This window comes from Pseudomonas sp. GW821-FHT04C07 (assembly GCF_059420325.1).
In genome coordinates this window covers 114,167-133,681 of the sequence record NZ_JBWKTM010000002.1, presented here as the reverse complement: position 1 = coordinate 133,681, position 19,515 = coordinate 114,167, and the positions used below count along the sequence as shown (strand labels likewise).

The following is a 19,515-nucleotide window of genomic DNA, read 5'->3' as shown; positions in this document are numbered from 1 at the left end:
GCCAGAAGACTTATTCTTATATGCGTAAACCGATTCTACACAGCGTAAAACAGTTTGTCCGCATTCTGTATCAAATCCCCTTTTTTGACGCCAGTGCAAGGGGTTTGTTGCACAGGTAGATGCCCCCCAGAATCAACCCGCCGCCCAGGTACATCGGCAGGGTCAGTTGCTCACCCAGCAGCAGTGCTCCCAGAATTACCGCAGTCAGCGGGTTGAGGGCGATGAAAGCGCCGGAACGGGTTGCGCCGATTTTTCGGATACCGTCGTAGTACCAGATATAGGCCAGCGCCGAACCCAGCACGCCCAAATAAAGCAGGCTGAAAAACTGCCTGGGGTTGAGGCTTGCCAGCACCTCGATACTCAGTTCACCGCGCGCTGCGCTGGTCGCCCAGAGCATCACGGTGCCGATCAGGATCGAATAGGTCACGGTTTGCAGTGACCCCAGAGCCTGGTTCAGGCCTTTGGAATACAGCGAGTAGGTTCCCCAGCCCAGCACGCAGCCGAAAATCAGCAAGTCACCGACCCAGGCATTCGCAGCGCCGTTGAACAGTTGCTGATTTCGACTGACGATCACCAGGCCCGCCCCTGCGAGGCAAATCCCGATGCCGAAAACTCTCGCCCGACTCAAGCGCTCCCTGAACAACAGCCACGACGCGAGGGCGATGACTGCCGGGTTCAACGCCACGATCAGCGAAGCGCGCGAGGCGTTGATGTAATGCAATCCATAGAAAAAACACAGGTTATAGAAAAAGATCCCGAAGAACCCCAACACGGCCAACTGCAGCCATTGCTTGAGGTTGGGGCGCGCCAAGGGGATACGCGCCAGCGCCATGAACAGCAGTAACGCCAGACTGGCCAACAGAAAGCGCACGCTCGCCGCGAGCAACGGGTTGAGCGTGTCGGCCAGGAAACGTCCAGCGACAAAAGTCCCGCCCCAGATCATCGTGACCGCCGCCAGCTTCAGGTAAACCGGCACATCGGATTCAATCGGGACAGCGTTTACATCGGTTCTCATAACACTCTCGGGCGCGAAGGCAGGGGATGGCGTATTCTTCACCTAATACATGATCATCGTAAAATGAGTAAAAACTCATGACCCTGACCCAACTCGAGATCTTTTCGCTGGTTGCCGAGCTGCGCGGTTTTACCAGCGCCGCGACCCGCCTGGGAATTACCCAATCGGCGGTATCCCACGCCATCAAATCGCTGGAGCAAGAGCTTGGCGTCGAGCTGCTCAGAAGGCATCAGTCCCAGGTCGAACTGAGTGACATCGGCCAGCAATTGGTGTTGCGCGCCCGGGCCATGCTGGGCCTGGCCAACACCATGCAACAGGAAGCCGCCGATGCGCGCGGCATGAAACGCGGTACTTTGCGCATTGGCTCCTTTGGGCCGACGTCATCGATGAGACTTCTGCCGATGATTCTGCAGCCCTATCGTGCAGCCCATCCAGGGATTGAGGTGCACATCGACGAAGGCCCGGACCATCAGGTCGTCCAGTGGCTCGAAGAGCGGCGGATCGATATCGGATTTGTGGTATTGCCTGAAGAGCGCTTCGATACGTATGCATTGGTCGAAGACCAGATGGTCGCGCTGATCCCGGTCGATCATGCGCTGGCCGCGAAGAAAGGCGTGACCTTGAAAGACCTGTGCGACGACCCGTTCATTCTCACGCAGGCGGGCTCATCGGAGCTGGTTTCAAGGCTGTTCACCGCATCCGGATTGACGCCCGACATTCGTTATCGAAGCTCGCAGTTGCTCAGCACACTGGAGACCGTCAGCCGCGGTGACGCCTTGACGATCGTCGCCGAGTTGTCGCTACCGAACTGCGCAGACGACCGGTATGTAAAAAGAGCGCTGTGTCCTCAGGTCAAGCGTCAGGTGGGTCTGGCAGTACTGGATCAACGGCAGGCATCGCCGGCGACACTGGCCTTCATCAAGTTGGCCTTGAGCCTCGATTACCGATGAAAAAGCGTAAAGTGCGTGCACCAACTATCATGGCCGGTGCATGAACTCTTTTTGGGAGAAAAGTCATTGCCCTACCCGCATTTGAGAGCCCTACCGTTCTTACTTCGCTATAGGTTTCGCAAATGCCATTGACTGTTAAAAGTCGTCAGCAACGGACCCGCCGTATTGCAATTACCGTTTTGACTGCAGCGATGCCCGTAGTGCTTGGGTTCGCCATCCTGTATACGCAAGCGCAGCGCACACTGGAGCAGGCCACCGCACAAACCGCCGAAGAGGCGGTGCGCCAATTTGACTTGATGCTCGATAACACCGCGATGGCGGCACGGGAGATTCTCCCCCTCGCGGGACCGTCTTGTGATGACGACAAACAGTTGGCACTTCGCGAGCAAGTCACCCGTCGCCCTTTCGTGCGCTCTACCAACCTGATCTGGAATAACAGTAACTATTGCAGTTCTCTGTATGGCAACAGCGCTGTTTCAGTGCTTGACCCTGAAGATTATGTCGAAGGGAAACTGTGGCTGATGAGTGGCAACCCCGTCACGCCAAATACTGCCGTGCTTGTCTATCGATTGAGCGAGGGCAGTCAGGGAGCTCTTGCAACCATCGATGGTTACCATCTGACCAATGCACTGCGTTTGATAAGCCGCTATACAGACCTCGTGCTCCAGGTAGGTTCCAACTGGTTATCCGCCGATGGCCAGGTTCACGACTCGCGTTTACCGGTCTTCCCCGTGGCCCCCAACCATCTAAAGTCATCGCGCTATGCCTATAGTGTCGAAGCTGGTATGCCTGAGGGCGAAGTCTGGCGCTATATGAAGGCCAGGTACCCGGCTCTTTTCAGCCTGCTGATCTTCTTCGGTGTAATTTCCGGAACCATCGGCCATCGGCTGCAGAAGCACTCATCCTCGCCAAGCCATGAGTTACAACGTGCATTGAAGGCAGCTGAGTTCATTCCCTACTTCCAGCCCGTGGTACGCGGCGATAACAAGCAATGGGCCGGTATGGAAGTGTTGATGCGCTGGCAACACCCCAAAGAAGGCCTGGTGCGTGCGGACCTGTTTATCCCGTTTGCCGAGCACTGCGGATTGATCGTCCCGATGACCCGCTCATTGATGCGGCAAACCGCTGCATTGCTGGCCCCACATGCCCAGTCATTCAATGATGGCTTCCATATCGGTATCAACATCACCGCCAGCCACTGCCATGACCTGGAGCTGGTTGAAGACTGCCGGGAGTTTCTCGGCGCATTCCCACCCGGCAAAGTCACGCTCGTTCTGGAGTTGACTGAGCGCGAGCTGATCGAGCCAACAGACATCACCCGGGAGCTCTTCAAACAACTCCATGAGCTGGGTGTCATGATCGCCATCGACGATTTCGGCACAGGCCACTCGAGCCTGGGCTATTTGCGCCAATTCAATGTGGACTTCTTGAAAATAGACCAGAGCTTTGTAGCGATGATCGGAGTCGACGCCCTGTCCCGTCATATACTCGACAGCATCATTGAACTGTCAGGCAAGCTCGACCTGGGTATCGTTGCAGAAGGTGTCGAAACACCCGAACAACGCGACTATCTCACGGCACAAGGTGTGGATTTTCTGCAAGGCTATCTATTCGCTCGGCCCATGCCCGGAGATGAATTCCTCCTGACATTAAATCACCATTAAATAGAGAGGCTTACCGGACAAAAATCCCCATGTTGCAATTGAATCATGCAGCACATTGCATCGGGCGACTCTTATCCACCCGATGAACAAAAAGACATGATTTACTCTTGATGCATTAACTACTACAATTTTTGCTGCCTGTGCAAGATTGCAGGTGAGCCATTATCACCGACTCGTCCTAAGGCTCTTGGCTTATAGCTTTGTTTGCGGTTGGTATCAGCCAAATACACTATTGGAGTGAAGATATTGTCCAGACTCGCTGAATTTCGTGCCGCTGAAAAGGCCCTTCAAGAACAGCTTGCGCAGCTGGAATCGCTGAAGAATGACGCCGGGCTCAAGAAAGAAATCGAATTCGAAGAAAAGCTCCAGGGCCTGATGAAAACCTATAGCAAGAGCCTGCGCGACATCATCGCCATCCTCGATCCGAAGCTGGGTAAATCCAGCCCGCTTGTGGCTGCTCCGAAGACGCGTCGGGCCCGCGTGGTCAAGGTTTATCACAACCCGCATACCGGTGAACTGATTGAAACCAAGGGCGGTAATCACCGCGGCTTGAAAGCCTGGAAGGAACAGTACGGTGCCGCCACCGTTGAGTCCTGGCTGCGAGCTTAAGCGATTGCGCCACATCAAGGCCCTGCACATGCAGGGCCTTTTCGTTTAGGGCGGCAGTCAATCTAACGATGGTTGTCGAGCCCGTTAGAAATACCCGGCCCACACCACAACTTTGTACTTGCCCCCTCGACTAGCTAACAGCAAATCCCGGCGCAAAATCCGTAACGATTGAACAAACAATTAAAGTTTCAGGCTGTTTCGTGCAACGAGTATCTCATCCTGGCTCGCCGCATAAGCCTCTGCTTGCCCTGCATAGGAAAGAACATAAGCTTTATCGCCATCAACCGCAGCGACTAATGTTTGAGACAGTACGTGCCGCCCGTTTTGCGTGATGGTGCAAGTGGTTTCAAGCGCCGACAGCCGACTCAATGTGGCTGAGTGGATTTTGTTGCAAACGCTTTGATATCCCCCCGAAACGAAATCCTTTTGCACGGACTTGCGCATTTCCAGCAACACCCCCTGCAGATTGACCTGATGCCCGGCGTCAATCTGAGTCATGGTCAACTCCATGACCATGACCGGAGTTGCGCTTTGATCATTCTTGACCGCTCGCTGCCTGGACACTTTGGGCGAGGACTCAAGCGTTGAGCCTTCTTGCGGCAACACCTCCACTTCCCAGCCGTTGGGCCAGGTGATAACCGGGTCGGCAGCCTGAATGCCAGCACTGCCAAGCAACAGGCCTGTCAAAACGAATAGGGTTTTATAGGGTCGGATCATTGCAATGAGCACTCGCGGGTCGAACGATAAAGTTTGAGGCCCGCAACGTCACCAGGCAATAGGCCAGGGTCTGTTGACGTTTGGTTTGGCGCTGCCAGCAACGCTTGCGTATCATTGGTCCACCCAATCAACCGCAAGCCAGGGGACCGCTCGTGACCTGGAGCGCCGTTTGCCCCACTTATTTTCTGGAGGGCCCATGAGCCTGCACGAACTGAACACTTTCCCGGGTGTGACCGCCCAGCCCGACACTGCCACTCAGAAATTCGTCTTCAACCACACCATGCTACGGGTGAAGGACATCACCAGGTCGCTGGACTTCTACACCCGCATCCTGGGTTTCTCCCTGGTGGAAAAACGCGACTTCCCGGAAGCCGAATTCAGTCTGTACTTCCTGGCCCTGGTTGATAAAGCGCAGATCCCGGCTGACGCTGGCGCGCGTACCGAGTGGATGAAGTCGATTCCCGGCATTCTCGAACTGACCCACAACCACGGCACCGAAAACGATGCGGATTTTGCCTACCATAACGGCAATACCGACCCACGAGGCTTCGGCCATATCTGCATCTCGGTGCCGGATATCCGCGCCGCGTGCGAGCGCTTTGAAGCACTGGGTGTGGACTTCCAGAAACGCCTGAGCGACGGCCGCATGAAGAGCCTGGCCTTCATCAAGGACCCGGACGCCTACTGGGTTGAAATCATTCAGCCGGCACCACTGTAAACCACCCATAAGTGATCCAGCACATTATCGTTCCCACGCTCTGCGTGGGAATGCCTCAACGGACGCTCCGCGTCCGCTTTGGATGTGACGCAGAGCGTCACGGGCTGCATTCCCACGCGGAGCGTGGGAACGATCACACAGGGGTTATGTTTCTGCATCGAGGATTTATGCAGGAGCGGACGTGCGAATCAAATGATCGAACGCGCTGAGCGATGCCTTGGCACCCTCGCCCACTGCAATGACAATCTGCTTATACGGCACCGTGGTCACGTCACCGGCAGCGAACACCCCCGGCAGTGAAGTCTCGCCGCGTGCATCGACAATAATCTCACCACGAGGCGACAGCTCGATCGTACCCTTCAGCCAATCGGTGTTGGGCAGCAAACCGATCTGCACAAAGATACCTTCCAGCTCGACATTCAACACTTCGCCTGACTGCCGATCCTTGTAGAGCAAGCCGTTGACCTTCTGCCCATCGCCGGTCACTTCAGTAGTTTGCGCATGGGTGATCACCGTAACGTTCGGCAGACTGTGCAGCTTGCGCTGCAATACCGCATCGGCGCGTAGCTGCACATCGAACTCCAGGAGCGTGACGTGCGCCACGATACCGGCCAGGTCGATGGCCGCCTCGACACCCGAGTTGCCGCCACCGATCACCGCCACGCGCTTGCCCTTGAACAGCGGGCCGTCACAGTGCGGGCAGTAAGCTACGCCACGGTTACGGTATTGCTGCTCGCCCGGGACGTTCATTTCACGCCAGCGGGCGCCGGTCGCGAGGATGACCGTCCTGGCTTTGAGCGATGCGCCGCTGGCGAATTTGACTTCGTGAAGCGCCCCGCTCTTGCCGGGAATCAGCGCATCGGCGCGCTGCAGATTCATGATGTCGACGTCGTATTGCTTGACGTGTTCTTCCAGGGCCACGGCCAGTTTCGGCCCTTCGGTTTCCTGGACCGAAATGAAGTTTTCGATGGCCATGGTGTCCAGCACCTGCCCACCAAAACGCTCGGCAGCGACACCGGTACGAATGCCTTTACGGGCAGCGTAGATCGCAGCCGAAGCACCGGCCGGGCCACCGCCCACCACCAACACATCAAAGGCCTCTTTGGCGCTGATCTTTTCAGCCTGGCGCTCGATGCCGCTAGTGTCGATCTTGCCGAGGATTTCTTCCAGGCCCATACGGCCCTGGCCGAAGTTGACCCCGTTCAGGTAAACGCTTGGCACCGCCATGATCTGACGATCATTGACTTCGTCCTGGAACAGCGCGCCGTCAATGGCAACGTGACGAATGTTCGGGTTAAGCACCGCCATCAGGTTCAGCGCCTGGACCACGTCCGGGCAGTTCTGGCAAGACAGCGAGAAATAAGTCTCGAAGTTGAACTCGCCTTTGAGCGAGCGGATCTGTTCGATCACCTCACTACTGGCCTTCGAAGGGTGGCCGCCGACTTGCAGCAAGGCGAGCACCAACGAAGTGAATTCGTGGCCCATAGGGATGCCGGCGAAGCGCAGGCTGATATCGCTTCCCGGGCGGTTCAACGAGAACGATGGCTTGCGCGCATCGGTACCGTTGTCGAGCAAGGTAATGAGGCTGGAAAGGCTGGCAACGTCCTTGAGTAACGCGAGCATTTCCTGGGATTTCGCACCGTCGTCGAGGGAGGCGACGATCTCGATCGGCTGGGTGACCCGTTCCAGGTATGACTTCAACTGAGCTTTTAGATTGGCGTCCAACATACGGGCGATTTCCATGTTTTTGGTAGAGAGGCAGGACGGTAGAAAAAACAACGCCCGGGCAGATTCGCCCAGGCGTTTTTTTGGGGCGATGCGGTTTACAGGCTCAAGAGCTCATCGCCCTCAATCGACTCACGGACTTAGATCTTGCCGACCAGGTCCAGAGACGGCGCCAGAGTGGCCTCGCCTTCTTTCCACTTGGCTGGGCAAACTTCGCCTGGGTGAGCAGCGACATACTGAGCGGCTTTGATCTTGCGCAGCAGCTCGGAAGCGTCGCGGCCTACACCGCCGTCGTTCAGTTCGACGATTTTGATCTGGCCTTCAGGGTTGATCACGAAGGTGCCACGGTCAGCCAGGCCGACTTCTTCGATCAGCACGTCGAAGTTGCGGGAGATCACATGGGTCGGGTCACCAATCATGGTGTAGCGGATTTTTTCGATAGCAGGCGAAGTGTTGTGCCAGGCAGCGTGAGCAAAGTGGGTGTCGGTCGACACGCTGTAGATTTCTACGCCCAGCTTCTGGAACTCGGCGTAGTTATCAGCCAGGTCTTCCAGCTCGGTCGGGCATACGAAGGTGAAGTCGGCCGGGTAGAAGAACACGACAGACCATTTGCCTTTCAGATCGGCGTCCGACACTTCGACGAATGCGCCGTTTTTGAATGCGGTTGCTTTGAACGGTTTAACGTGGCTGTTGATGATAGGCATCGGTGACTCTCCGTCAGGGTTGAAAAGTTGATGAGGTGAATCCTACCCACTCAACTTCCTGATGGCTCATTGGCAAAGATGATGCCGCCGATTGGTTTTGGCTATTAGCACGCTGTGTTAATAGAAGAAAATGTTAGCTACTCGCCAATGCGTTTTTCGGCGAGTTGAGTCATCCCGAGAAACGGACTGGCTTCGACATAGCGCATGGCCGATTTCATGTCCTTCCAGCCGACATAACTCATCAACGACTTCAAATCCCAACCGCTGCGGTGAGCCCAGGTGGCGAAACCCCGGCGCAATGAGTGACTGGTGTATTGCTCGGCGGGAATCCCCGCGCGTTGCAATGCCTGACGCAACAACGGAATCACGCTATTGGCGTGCAAGCCCTCTTCGCTCAGGTTGCCCCAGCGATCGATCCTGCGAAACACCGGGCCGCGTACCAACCCGGCGGCATTGATCCATTCGATGTAAGCCTGCACCGGACACAAGCGCTGCAGCGCCGGGGTTTGATAGGTCTTGCCCAGGTTGTCGCGATCACTTTTGCTGCGCGGCAAATACAGCGTGATGCCCGAGCCGGCGGTTGCCTGCACGTGTTCGATTTGCACGCGGCACAACTCATCGCTACGAAAGCCACGCCAGAAGCCCAACAAGATCAGTGCAGCATCACGCCTGGCCCGCAACAGCGTGGGTTGATCGCCGTCCGCCATGGCTTGCAACGCTTCTTGCTGGAGACAGGTAATGACTCGCTCCAGATGCTCGAGCTGCAACGGTTCGGCCTGCTTTTCCTGGACCGGGTGTAAAGCGCGGATGCCTTTGAAGACCTTGCGCACCACGGGTGCCTTGGTGGGATCGGCAAAGCCCTGACTGTTATGCCACTGCGCCAGCGCAGACAGCCGCAGCTTCAAGGTGTTGATCGACAACACGCCGGCATGAGCAACGAGGTAACGCGCCACGCTATCGCCGGTCGCCGGCAGAAACCCGCCCCAACTGACTTCGAAGTGCTCAATGGCCGCCCGGTAACTGCGCCGTGTGTTCTCGCGGGTTGCCGCGTGCAGATAACGATCCAGATCGCTCATGGGAATGACCTTGTGGTGACCCGTGTAGGAGCAGCCGGTCGACGCTCGATTGCTCGCGATGGTCGTTAACGCTAACGCGGGAAGCCAGATGCACCTCAGCGCTCTCAAGTTTTTCGCGAGCAATCGAGCGTCGACCGGCTGCTCCTACAAGGGTGTTGTGTACGGAAATAGAGCGATAAATACTTCGGAACAGCTATGACACGGGGTAATACCAGTATATCCCATGCTAAAAATGCAAATCTTTAATTTTAATTATCACGTGATATAGTACGTATATATGTAGTACATACCACAGTACGAAATCGTAGGAGAACACATGGCTCGTGGCGGCGTCAATAAAGCGGTAGTGCAAACGGCACGCCTGGCGATCCTCGCCCGCGGCGAGCATCCAAGCATCGATGCGGTACGTATCGAGATGGGCAACACCGGATCCAAGACCACCATCCATCGCTATCTGAAGGAGCTGGACTACGGCGACGAACGCCTGAGCGCGCCGCACGAGCAGATTGACGATGAGCTGACGGGTTTGGTTGCGCGCCTGGCGCAGCGCCTTAAAGAACAGGCTCAAGAACCGATCGATCGCGCCGAGGCACGATTCGAGTCGCAAAGAAACGCGCTGGAAGCGCAACTGGCTGAAGCCATCGACGCTCAGGCTCGGCTCAAGCAACAACTTGAGATTCAGCACCTGGCGCTCGCCGACCAGACCGCTACATTGCAGAGCACCCGCTCGATGCTGCAGACCGAGCAAACCCGCAACGCCGGATTGAATCAGGCACTGAGCGACTTCGAATTACGCTTGAAAGACAAGGATGAGCAGATACGCTCACTGGAAGAAAAGCACCTGCATGCCCGCGATGCCCTGGAACACTACCGCAATGCCATCAAGGAACAGCGCGAGCAAGAACAACGCCGCCACGAAGGACAGCTGCAGCAGGTTCAAATGGAGCTGCGTCAGGCACAGCAGAGTGCACTGGTGCGTCAGGACGAGATCACCCAGCTGCACCGCGACAACGAACGCCTGTTGACCGAGAACCGCGGCACACTTCGGGAGCTGAGCCTGATCCAGGAGCAGCTCAAGCAGGTCAACAACCGCTACCAACAGTTGCTGGAGCACTCAAACCACGTCGACAGTGATCGCACCCTCCTCCAGGAACGCTTGCGCGTCGCCTTGCTGGAAAGCCACTCACTCAAACAAACCGTCAACGAGCAGACTCAAACCAACAAGGAACTGGAGCTTTCACTGGCAAAAGCCGAAGCAAGCCTGCAAGCCCTGCACCTGGCGTCCGTGACGACCACAGAGCCAGATACGCAAGGTGCCTCAGAGCCCGCTAAAGACGATTAACCCGACACGGGCGCGCGCATGGTGACGAACTCTTCAGCGGCCGTAGGATGCACACCGATGGTTTCATCGAAATCGCGCTTGGTCGCGCCCGCCTTCAAGGCAATGGCCAGTCCCTGAACGATCTCACCGGCTTCCGGCCCGACCATGTGGCAACCCAGAACCTTGTCGGTCTTGGCGTCTACCACCAGCTTCATCAGCGTGCGCTCCTGGCACTCAGTCAGCGTCAGCTTCATTGGCCGGAAACGGCTTTCGAAAATCTGCACGGTGTAGCCGTCTTCTCTGGCCTGCTCTTCAGTCAGGCCGACAGTGCCGATATTCGGCAAGCTGAACACCGCCGTCGGGATCATCCTGTAATCCACCAGGCGGTATTGCTCTGGCTTGAACAAGCGTCGCGCCACGGCCATGCCTTCCGCCAAGGCGACCGGCGTCAGTTGAACGCGACCAATCACATCTCCGATTGCCAGAATAGAGGGCTCGCTGGTTTGGTATTGCTCATCGACTTCGACGAAACCGCGCTTGTCGAGTTTCACCGAGGTGTTTTCCAGGCCTAGATTGTCCAGCATCGGACGGCGACCCGTGGCGTAGAACACACAATCAGCTTCCAGTTCGCGACCATCCTTGAGCGTCACTTTCAAACTGCCGTCGCCTTGCTTGTCGATACGTTCAATATCCGCGCTGAACTGCAGATCCATCCCGCGCGTGGTCAACTCTTCCTGCAAATGGGTGCGCACCGCACCATCGAAGCCACGCAAGAACAGATTGCCGCGATACAGCAGTGTGGTTTTTGCACCCAGACCATGGAAGATCCCGGCGAACTCGACCGCGATATAACCACCGCCCACCACCAGAATGCGCTTGGGCAACTCTTTCAGGAAGAAGGCCTGGTTGGAACTGATGGCGTGCTCGTGACCCGGGATATCCGGGATCTGCGGCCAGCCACCTGTGGCAATCAGAATGTGCTCTGCGGTGAAGCGCTGGCCATTGATTTCCACCTGATGCGGATCGATCAGCCTGGCGTGACCTTCATGAAGCGTTACACCGCTGTTGACCAGCAGATTTCGATAGATACCGTTCAATCGGTTGATTTCGCGGTCCTTGTTGGCAATCAGCGTCGGCCAATCGAATTCGGCCTCGCCCGGCGACCAACCAAAGCCCTTGGCCTGTTCAAAGTCTTCAGCGAAGTGGGCGCCATACACCAACAGCTTTTTCGGCACGCACCCCACATTGACGCAGGTACCGCCCAAATATCGGCTCTCGGCAATGGCCACTTTCGCACCAAAGCCGGCAGCGAAACGCGCAGCACGAACACCGCCGGAACCGGCACCAATCACATAAAGGTCAAAATCGTAGGCCATTTCAATCTCCTCGGCAGGCCACAAGCATAACCGCTGCGGCCTTTTTGGGCAGCGCTGCGAGCTACATGGGGCCGGAAAAAGAAAAAGCCACCCGAAGGTGGCTTTTTAGAACAGAACGGTGAAGCGCTATCAGTAAGCCTTGCCCGTTTTGTAGAAGTGTTCGAAGCAGAAGTTGGTTGCTTCAATGTAGCCTTCAGCACCACCGCAGTCGAAACGTGTGCCTTTGAACTTATAGGCAATCACACAACCGTCCTGCGCCTGCTTCATCAGGGCGTCGGTGATCTGGATCTCGCCACCTTTGCCCGGATCGGTTGCTTCGATCAACTTGAAGATGTCCGGGGTCAGGATGTAACGACCGATGATCGCCAGGTTGGACGGGGCATCTTCAGGTTTTGGCTTCTCGACCATGTTACGCACGCGATACAGGTCATCACCGATCAAATCGCCGGCGATCACGCCGTATTTGTGGGTTTCCTGCGGGTCGACTTCCTGGATTGCCACGATCGTGCAACGGTACTGTTTGTACAGTTTGACCATCTGGGTCAGCACACCGTCGCCTTCCAGGTTGACGCACAAGTCGTCCGCCAGCACTACTGCAAAGGGTTCGTCGCCGATCAATGGACGGCCGGTCAGAATAGCGTGACCCAGGCCTTTCATTTCGGTTTGACGGGTGTAGGAGAACGAGCACTCGTCGAGCAGCTTGCGGATGCCGACCAGGTACTTCTCTTTGTCAGTACCTTTAATCTGGTTTTCCAGCTCGTAGCTGATGTCGAAGTGGTCTTCCAGGGCACGTTTGCCACGACCGGTAACAATGGAGATTTCTGTCAAGCCAGCGTCCAGTGCTTCTTCAACGCCGTACTGGATCAGTGGCTTGTTCACCACCGGCAGCATTTCTTTAGGCATGGCCTTGGTCGCTGGCAGGAAGCGAGTACCGTAACCGGCTGCTGGGAACAAGCATTTCTTGATCATATGAGTCCTTGAAAGGGCTGTACGTACGAATTTCGGCGCAGTCTAATCAGGCGGCGAGCACCTTACAATGCCCTGCGCGGGCTAACCGACGCCATCATAGAGAAATATCAGGAGCAATAGTTCCGCAGCATCTTACATATCGAGCCTGCCGTAAATCACCTTCTTGTCGTCAGGCCACGCTTTTAAAGGGGGGATGCGTACTTCTTCAGACGGTACTGTCCTGAGCGTCGACAAACCGCCAACTGCCCTTTCGCCCCGCTTTTGACGCTATGATTGCGCGCTTTACCCAGCCAACGAGGCAGATCGATGTCGGCAGCAAAAAGCGTGAACGGTTACCTGATCAATCAGGCAAAAGATGGCCAATGGTGGGTAGACAGTGCCAGCGGCGAAAATGTTGCCGGGCCTTTCCCCACACAGGCGTTGGCCATTGAGGTTGCAGAGGTGCTGCAGGACCAGCCGGCGCCCCCTGCCCGGCGACGCAGCACCAAACCCTAAAAGCCCGCGCTATTCAGGCCCTGCCTTTGCGCAGGGCTTGCGGGTGTCTGTCTGTACCCAAATGGCCTTTCGCTATAATCTTTCGCCAAGCCCGGCTGTACGCGCTCTGCTTCAACACTTTGATGACGATAAATAACATGAAGAAAGTTTTGGTAATCAGCGCGATACTGGCGGCTCTCAGTGGCTGTGCCAGCGCAGAAAAGACTTATCTGAACGACGGCCAACAAGGGCTGACCATTGACTGCTCCGGAGAGGTCAACTCATGGGCCGCCTGCTATGAAAAAGCAGATGCTTCATGTGCCGGTACCGGCTACAGCATCATTGGCACCGACGGTACACCTTCACCCAAGGAAAGCGACAAAACGCTGGGCGTCGACGTCGGCAACTTCAAGAGCCGCAGCGTGGTGGTGGTCTGCAAGTAAGCCTGCAACCAGCCCCGTCGTGATCACATATGAATTTCAGCAAATTTGATCCCGAGCCCGCGCACCGTCTCGATCAGATCATCCAGTCGCGCGAATGACTCGACTTCATCGCTGTCATCCACCAGGAAAAAGCTGCGCCCTGCACTTTTCTTGAAAAACACAATCCACTCGCCCGAATTGGCCGGATTTTGAATCACATGAGTCGCCGAGATATGCCCCTCGGCATGCCGCTCTCTTACCTGTTCACGCTTCATCACTGCCCCCCCCAAAAATAACAATGCCGCCCAAGCGCCAGCCTCGACGGCATCTGTATCGATTCACGACAGTTTATCGGATGCCTTGGCCAATAGGTGCTCGACCTTGCCATCAGCAGGCCACTCCCTGCCAACCATATTGCCGAAACCAAAAAAGCCTGAAGTGCCACAAACACTACGTGTTCATGCCTCTTCAGGCTTTAAATGTAAAAGCTCGCAATCAGCCGGAAATACACTCCGAGGCCGCATTACGCACATCCCAGGGTCGCAGCGGCATGTTGGACATTCGCTCAAAAAGTTTGATGCTGCTGCCATTGGATCGGTCTTCAATCTCGAACACCGCGGCCGGTCCCGAGGAAATTTTTTGCGGGACGATAACCCTCACGCCGTCCTTGTGCGGCTCGATCTGCGAGGCACCACGGCTACTCGACAGTTTGTCGGTCACACACCTGGCATAGTCCTGCGGACTTTTTCCCGAGATTACAACCATGGTTGGCGGCGTCTGCCTGATGTCCGCTACCGTCGCGCAACCACTTATAGCCAAGGCCAGAACCCACACCGCCCGCTTCATACAAAACCTCCGATAAAGACGGTCCGACAGCGCAAATGCTGTTTTTCTCCGAGACGCAGGCTTGTATCTCTCATAAAATCCCAAATAACTGTTCCTGATTGTCCAACCCGCCCTCGTCAGTCCGATAATAAACCGTTTGGACTGATAAACTGGGCCACTGCTCATCTATCGTTTTGATTTTGTAGAAAAAGCCCTTCTGGAGGCGCCCATGAAATTTATCCACCAGCGCGAGCACCTCAATGAAGACGATATCGTCGTCATCGAATGCTCCCAGGTTTGCAACATCCGGCTGATGAACGACGCCAATTTTCGCAGCTTCAAAAATGGCGGTCGCCATACTTACCACGGCGGCGCGTTCGACAAGTTTCCGGCCAAGATCACTGCACCCAGCACCGGTTTCTGGAATATCACCATCGACACCGTCAGCAGTCGGGCAATCAGCGTGACTCGCAAACCGAACCTGACCCATTCGATCAAGATCATCCGCCGTTCCAGCTCGAAACTGCGCTGAAACCCGCCCCGCACTGCCCCTCGATCAACAGGAACAGGTACGACCGTGACCCAAACGATCAAGTACGTCATCAAATACAAACTCAATGGCGAGCGTCGTTTCGAATTCGCTCAGCTTGTGTCAGGCACAGTGGAAGAAGCCAAAGCCGCACTGGAGGCCATTCATGGCCAGACCGACGACATCATCAGCGAAGTCAACGTGAGCAAGGCGCTCTAAAGCGGCGCAAATGCACCGGAGCAACATGGACGTCACGCTCCCCCGCGCCTTGATTGACCACTCCCGCGCTTCCCCCCCGAAATTCGACCGCAAGCGCCGGAGTGTCAGCGCGATGATCGCTTCCTAGACTGGCAGACCTCAACCTCTGGTTCAGGAATCAGACCATGTCCCTTGCATACACCACCTCAACGAATCACCTCTCGACTGTTCGCCGTGAGGCACAGCGATGAGCGAGCACGATCTCTCCCGACGTCTTGCCGCTCTGGACTGGCCCGCGATCGAACAAAGTCTTGACCAGAACGGCAGCGCCACTATCACCGGACTTCTCGGTGCAACCGACTGCGACCGCCTGAGCGCCTTATATGACCATCAAGCGCTGTTCCGCTCTCATGTGCTGATGGCCCGACACGGTTTCGGTCGCGGCGAATACAAATATTTCAGGTACCCGCTGCCCGACATGGTTGCCCATTTACGTGGCGCGTTGTATCCAGAGCTTGTTGAGTTGGCCAACCGCTGGAATGAGCAAATGAATCTGCCAACGCGCTATCCGATACAGCACGAGGACTTCCTCCAGCGCTGCCATGAAGCCGGACAGCAGCGGCCGACGCCTTTACTGCTGCAATATGGGCCAGAGGACTACAACTGTTTGCACCAGGATCTGTATGGCGAGCACGTCTTCCCATTGCAGGTGGCGATTTTGCTATCCGAACCAGGCGAAGACTTTACCGGCGGCGAGTTCGTCATCACGGAACAACGCCCGCGCATGCAGTCGCGTCCGCAGGTCATAGGCCTGAAGAAAGGCGACGCAGTGATTTTTGCCGTGCATCACCGACCGGTACACGGCGTTCGCGGCTACTACAGAGTCACGTTACGCCACGGTGTGAGTCGCCTGCACACGGGTAAACGGCATACGCTTGGAGTCATATTTCACGATGCGCAGTGATGACATGAACTCGACAATCGTTGACCTGTTTGCTGGCACCGACGTTCAACAACCGGCCAAAACCGAGCAGATAGGCGAACAATCTTTCGTCCTCAGGGGCTTTGCCCTGCCATGGGAAGATCGGTTGTTATCCGCGCTGGAAAGGGTTCTGCTGGCGGCGCCGTTTCGCCAAATGGTCACGCCCGGCGGCTTTACCATGTCAGTGGGTTTGAGCAGTTGCGGCGCACTGGGCTGGACCACTGATCGAACCGGCTACCGCTACACCGCCATCGATCCGCAAACAGGCCAGCCATGGCCCGATATGCCAGCCGTGTTCCTGGCGCTGGCTCAGGCGGCGGCACTGGAAGCAGGATTTCACGACTTCCAGCCGGACTCCTGCCTGATCAACCACTATGTGCCGGGAGCCAGGATGTCCTTGCACCAAGACAAGAACGAACGCTCCTACAGCGCACCGATCGTTTCGGTGTCCCTCGGGTTACCGGCCATATTCTTGTTTGGTGGTCATAAACGCAGTGATAAAAGCCAACGAGTGCCGCTGTTTCATGGAGACATCGTGGTTTGGGGCGGTGTCGATCGCTTGCGCTATCACAGCATCCTGCCACTCAAGGATGGCCTGCACTCGCTGCTCGGCGCCCAACGTATCAACTTCACCTTTCGTACCGCCGACTGATGAAACCTCCAGAGTGGAATTTGACCGCAAGGCCCGGAGTGCCCTCGCCCTCCTTGCTCGATAATCTGACCTGAACCTGTAAACGAGTAGGACAACATGACATCGGCCCCCGCAAAAACCACGACAGAGAACGACCCACGCTGGTCAGCGGTGCTGGCACGAGATCCGCGCGCGGACGGTCAGTTTGTCTACGCGGTAAAAACCACAGGAATCTATTGCCGGCCGAGCAGCCTGGCGCGCCTGCCCAAACCTGAAAACGTCGAATTCTTCGACACTGCCGAACAAGCGCAAGCCGCCGGCTATCGTCCGAGCAAACGCGCCGCGGCAGACCAGACGCATGTCGCGGCGCAACACTGCGCGCTGGTCGCAACAGCCTGTCGGCAGATTGAATCCGCCGAGACCCTGCCCAGCCTGAAAGAATTGGCGCAGATGGCGGGCATGAGCGCCTTTCACTTTCACCGGGTCTTCAAAGCCGTTACCGGCCTGACGCCCAAGGGCTATGCCACGGGTCACCGTTCGCGCAAAGTCCGTGAGCGGCTCGAACATGGCAACTCCGTAACGGACGCACTGTATGACGCCGGCTTCAATTCCAACAGTCGCTTCTACGAGTCAGCCAATAACCTGCTCGGCATGAAACCCAGCGACTACCGCGCCGGTGGGCTGAACGCCGACATCCGTTTTGCCGTTGGTCAATGTTCATTGGGCGCAATATTGGTCGCACAAAGCAATCGCGGGGTCTGCGCGATTCTGTTGGGAGACGATCCCGATGCCCTCGTCCATGACCTGCAGGATAAATTCCCGCAGGCCAATCTGATTGGCGCCGACCATGACTTTGAGCAACTGATCGCCAAAGTCGTCGGTTTTATCGAGATGCCGGCCATTGGCCTGGATTTACCCCTGGATTTGCGCGGCACTGCGTTTCAAGAGCGCGTATGGATGGCGCTGCGGGAGATTCCGGCGGGCAGCACCGCCAGCTACGCCGAAATCGCCCAGCGCATCGGCGCACCGAAATCATTCCGCGCCGTAGCTCAAGCCTGCGGCGCCAACAGTCTGGCGGTGGCGATCCCCTGCCACCGGGTGGTGCGTAGCGACGGCAACCTCTCGGGCTATCGCTGGGGCGTGGAGCGCAAACGCCAGCTGCTGGAGCGTGAGACTCAGGCTTAGAAAACCCCGATATGGACCGCCACGCTATCGGGGCCGGTACGAACCTGCGCCGGGTTTGCGGCTGTTGGTTGACTGGCTGTTTGACCGCCCTAGACCCAATGCCGGTCAGTTAAGAAGTTTCTGGCCCCGCACATTCCCCCGTAGCAGCTGCCGAAGGCTGCGTTCGGCTGCCCAGCAGCCGTAAAATCAAGCGCTGCGGTATTCCAGACAAACCGTGGCAGCAGGGTTTACGGCTGCTGCGCAGCCGGACGCAGGCTTCGCCAGCTGCTACGGACCGCGTAAAGGCTTAACTGACGGGCATTGGCTCTAGACCCATAAAGCCCTGTTTAACGATTCACATCCACCACAACCCGACCACGCAATTGACCGGCGAGTAACCGCGGCGCAGCCTCTATGGCTTCACTCAAGCCAATTTCATGACTGATCAGCGCCAGCAAAGCGAAGTCCAGATCCTTGGCCAGGCGATCCCAGGCAACGATACGATTGGCCTTGAGTTGGGTCACGCTATTGATCCCGGCCAATGTAACGCCACGTAAAATGAAGGGTGCCACAGACGCAGGAAAGTCCATACCTTGCGCCAGACCACAGGCCGCCACGGTTCCATTGGCTCGGGTGCTGGCGCAGGCATTGGCCAGGGTGTGACTGCCGACTGAGTCAATCACCGCCGCCCAGCGTTCTTTGGCCAACGGTTTGCCGGGTTCGGACAGACTGGCCCGGTCGATGATTTCGCTGGCCCCCAACTGGTGCAAATAGGCGTGCTCTGAGGTGCGACCTGTGGACGCCACCACTCGATAACCGAGCCTGGCCAACAAGGCGATGGCAAAACTGCCGACCCCGCCGTTAGCGCCAGTCACCAGCACCTCGCCCTGATCCGGTCTCACGCCATTACGCTCCAGCGCGAGGATACTGAGCATCGCCGTGTAACCCGCGGTGCCGATCGCCATGGCCTGGGCCGGAGTAAACGCCGCAGGCAACGGAATCAGCCAATCGCCGTCAAGTCGTGCCTTTTGCGCCAGACCGCCCCAATGACCTTCGCCTACGCCCCAGCCATTGAGCAGGACTTTGTCTCCGGCCTTGTAGTCTGGATGGCTGCTGACTTCGACAGTCCCGGCCAGATCAATCCCCGGCACCATGGGAAATTTACGCACTACCGGGCTGCTGCCAGTGATGGCCAGGCCGTCCTTGAAGTTCAAGGTGCTATACGCCACACGGACGGTGACATTTCCCTCCGGCAACTGGTCTTCGCTGATTTGAGTCAGATTGGCCCGATAACCACTTTCATCTTTCTCGATCAAAATACCATTGAACATAGCGCCTCCCGGTAGAGCGTTGGTGGGTAATGAACATGTGAGCTGAGGTGGCGTTCATCGTCATGACAAGGACATTAGCCTTCTCGTCTCTCAAGTCAATCAGCCAAAGGTAGGA

General features: G+C 56.7%; 22 protein-coding genes. 12 read left to right on the top strand and 10 right to left on the bottom strand.

Annotation, left to right across the window (positions count from 1 at the left end; genetic code table 11):
* Nucleotides 1-70 precede the first annotated feature (70 nt).
* On the bottom strand, nt 71-1,015 hold the full coding sequence (locus AC07UI_RS04280; RefSeq protein WP_494991307.1) for a DMT family transporter: 945 nt from the start codon (nt 1,013-1,015) through the stop codon (nt 71-73).
* Between the two features lie 77 nt (nt 1,016-1,092).
* Between AC07UI_RS04280 and AC07UI_RS04275 the strand changes: the two genes are divergently transcribed.
* The 3 genes from AC07UI_RS04275 (at nt 1,093) to AC07UI_RS04265 (ending at nt 4,238) form a co-directional block, all read left to right on the top strand.
* Nucleotides 1,093-1,965: a LysR family transcriptional regulator gene (locus AC07UI_RS04275; protein WP_494991306.1), complete on the top strand. Its 873-nt coding sequence runs from the start codon at nt 1,093-1,095 to the stop codon at nt 1,963-1,965.
* Nucleotides 1,966-2,087: 122 nt separating this feature from the next.
* Nucleotides 2,088-3,629 carry an EAL domain-containing protein gene (locus AC07UI_RS04270; protein WP_494991305.1) on the top strand — a complete coding sequence of 514 codons (1,542 nt, stop codon included), beginning with the start codon at nt 2,088-2,090 and terminating at the stop codon, nt 3,627-3,629.
* A gap of 246 nt (nt 3,630-3,875) precedes the next feature.
* A complete protein-coding gene (locus tag AC07UI_RS04265; protein WP_494991304.1) occupies nt 3,876-4,238 on the top strand; it encodes a histone-like nucleoid-structuring protein, MvaT/MvaU family in 363 nt (120 codons plus the stop codon).
* A gap of 180 nt (nt 4,239-4,418) precedes the next feature.
* On the opposite strand, the gene AC07UI_RS04260 is transcribed toward AC07UI_RS04265, so the two are convergent.
* Nucleotides 4,419-4,955 carry a DUF4946 domain-containing protein gene (locus AC07UI_RS04260; RefSeq protein ID WP_494991718.1) on the bottom strand — a complete coding sequence of 179 codons (537 nt, stop codon included), beginning with the start codon at nt 4,953-4,955 and terminating at the stop codon, nt 4,419-4,421.
* A gap of 196 nt (nt 4,956-5,151) precedes the next feature.
* Between AC07UI_RS04260 and gloA the strand changes: the two genes are divergently transcribed.
* On the top strand, nt 5,152-5,673 hold the full coding sequence (gene gloA, locus AC07UI_RS04255; protein WP_494991303.1) for a lactoylglutathione lyase: 522 nt from the start codon (nt 5,152-5,154) through the stop codon (nt 5,671-5,673).
* A gap of 165 nt (nt 5,674-5,838) precedes the next feature.
* On the opposite strand, the gene ahpF is transcribed toward gloA, so the two are convergent.
* The 3 genes from ahpF to AC07UI_RS04240 form a co-directional block, all read right to left on the bottom strand.
* On the bottom strand, nt 5,839-7,401 hold the full coding sequence (ahpF, locus tag AC07UI_RS04250) for an alkyl hydroperoxide reductase subunit F (RefSeq protein ID WP_494991302.1): 1,563 nt from the start codon (nt 7,399-7,401) through the stop codon (nt 5,839-5,841).
* 137 nt (nt 7,402-7,538) lie between these two features.
* Nucleotides 7,539-8,102, bottom strand: a complete 564-nt coding sequence (gene ahpC, locus AC07UI_RS04245) for an alkyl hydroperoxide reductase subunit C (RefSeq protein WP_419119408.1) — start codon at nt 8,100-8,102, stop codon at nt 7,539-7,541.
* 137 nt (nt 8,103-8,239) lie between these two features.
* On the bottom strand, nt 8,240-9,178 hold the full coding sequence (locus tag AC07UI_RS04240; RefSeq protein ID WP_494991301.1) for a site-specific integrase: 939 nt from the start codon (nt 9,176-9,178) through the stop codon (nt 8,240-8,242).
* Nucleotides 9,179-9,494: 316 nt separating this feature from the next.
* Here AC07UI_RS04240 and AC07UI_RS04235 point away from each other — a divergent pair, with 316 nt between their 5' ends.
* Nucleotides 9,495-10,520: a DNA-binding protein gene (locus AC07UI_RS04235; protein WP_494991300.1), complete on the top strand. Its 1,026-nt coding sequence runs from the start codon at nt 9,495-9,497 to the stop codon at nt 10,518-10,520.
* Here AC07UI_RS04235 and gorA read toward each other — a convergent pair.
* Both gorA and galU read right to left on the bottom strand, forming a co-directional pair.
* A complete protein-coding gene (gene gorA / locus AC07UI_RS04230; protein ID WP_494991299.1) occupies nt 10,517-11,875 on the bottom strand; it encodes a glutathione-disulfide reductase in 1,359 nt (452 codons plus the stop codon). The two genes, AC07UI_RS04235 and gorA, sit on opposite strands and share 4 nt — an antisense overlap.
* Nucleotides 11,876-12,004: 129 nt before the next feature.
* Nucleotides 12,005-12,844 carry a UTP--glucose-1-phosphate uridylyltransferase GalU gene (gene galU / locus AC07UI_RS04225; protein WP_494991298.1) on the bottom strand — a complete coding sequence of 280 codons (840 nt, stop codon included), beginning with the start codon at nt 12,842-12,844 and terminating at the stop codon, nt 12,005-12,007.
* A gap of 306 nt (nt 12,845-13,150) precedes the next feature.
* Between galU and AC07UI_RS04220 the strand changes: the two genes are divergently transcribed.
* Both AC07UI_RS04220 and AC07UI_RS04215 read left to right on the top strand, forming a co-directional pair.
* Complete coding sequence (locus tag AC07UI_RS04220; protein WP_494991297.1) at nt 13,151-13,339, top strand: hypothetical protein; 189 nt, start codon at nt 13,151-13,153, stop codon at nt 13,337-13,339.
* A gap of 137 nt (nt 13,340-13,476) precedes the next feature.
* Nucleotides 13,477-13,761 carry a hypothetical protein gene (locus tag AC07UI_RS04215; protein WP_494991296.1) on the top strand — a complete coding sequence of 95 codons (285 nt, stop codon included), beginning with the start codon at nt 13,477-13,479 and terminating at the stop codon, nt 13,759-13,761.
* A gap of 23 nt (nt 13,762-13,784) precedes the next feature.
* Here AC07UI_RS04215 and AC07UI_RS04210 read toward each other — a convergent pair whose 3' ends face one another.
* Nucleotides 13,785-14,015, bottom strand: coding sequence for a hypothetical protein (locus tag AC07UI_RS04210; RefSeq protein ID WP_494991295.1), 231 nt, complete (start codon nt 14,013-14,015; stop codon nt 13,785-13,787).
* A gap of 220 nt (nt 14,016-14,235) precedes the next feature.
* Entirely contained in the window at nt 14,236-14,586 is a 351-nt protein-coding gene (locus tag AC07UI_RS04205; protein WP_494991294.1) for a hypothetical protein, read from the bottom strand.
* Nucleotides 14,587-14,794: 208 nt separating this feature from the next.
* Here AC07UI_RS04205 and AC07UI_RS04200 point away from each other — a divergent pair, with 208 nt between their 5' ends.
* From AC07UI_RS04200 to ada, 5 genes are all read left to right on the top strand, one after another.
* Entirely contained in the window at nt 14,795-15,097 is a 303-nt protein-coding gene (locus AC07UI_RS04200) for a DUF1883 domain-containing protein (RefSeq protein WP_494991293.1), read from the top strand.
* 45 nt (nt 15,098-15,142) lie between these two features.
* Nucleotides 15,143-15,313: a hypothetical protein gene (locus tag AC07UI_RS04195; RefSeq protein ID WP_494991292.1), complete on the top strand. Its 171-nt coding sequence runs from the start codon at nt 15,143-15,145 to the stop codon at nt 15,311-15,313.
* A 226-nt stretch (nt 15,314-15,539) separates the two neighbouring features.
* Entirely contained in the window at nt 15,540-16,256 is a 717-nt protein-coding gene (locus AC07UI_RS04190) for a 2OG-Fe(II) oxygenase (protein ID WP_494991291.1), read from the top strand.
* Complete coding sequence (gene alkB, locus AC07UI_RS04185; RefSeq protein WP_494991290.1) at nt 16,246-16,926, top strand: DNA oxidative demethylase AlkB; 681 nt, start codon at nt 16,246-16,248, stop codon at nt 16,924-16,926. The genes AC07UI_RS04190 and alkB overlap by 11 nt, the downstream gene beginning before the upstream one ends.
* Before the next feature lie 96 nt (nt 16,927-17,022).
* Nucleotides 17,023-18,090, top strand: a complete 1,068-nt coding sequence (ada, locus tag AC07UI_RS04180) for a bifunctional DNA-binding transcriptional regulator/O6-methylguanine-DNA methyltransferase Ada (RefSeq protein WP_494991289.1) — start codon at nt 17,023-17,025, stop codon at nt 18,088-18,090.
* Nucleotides 18,091-18,416: 326 nt separating this feature from the next.
* Here ada and acuI read toward each other — a convergent pair whose 3' ends face one another.
* On the bottom strand, nt 18,417-19,400 hold the full coding sequence (gene acuI / locus AC07UI_RS04175) for an acrylyl-CoA reductase (NADPH) (RefSeq protein ID WP_494991288.1): 984 nt from the start codon (nt 19,398-19,400) through the stop codon (nt 18,417-18,419).
* Between the last annotated feature and the right edge of the window lie 115 nt (nt 19,401-19,515).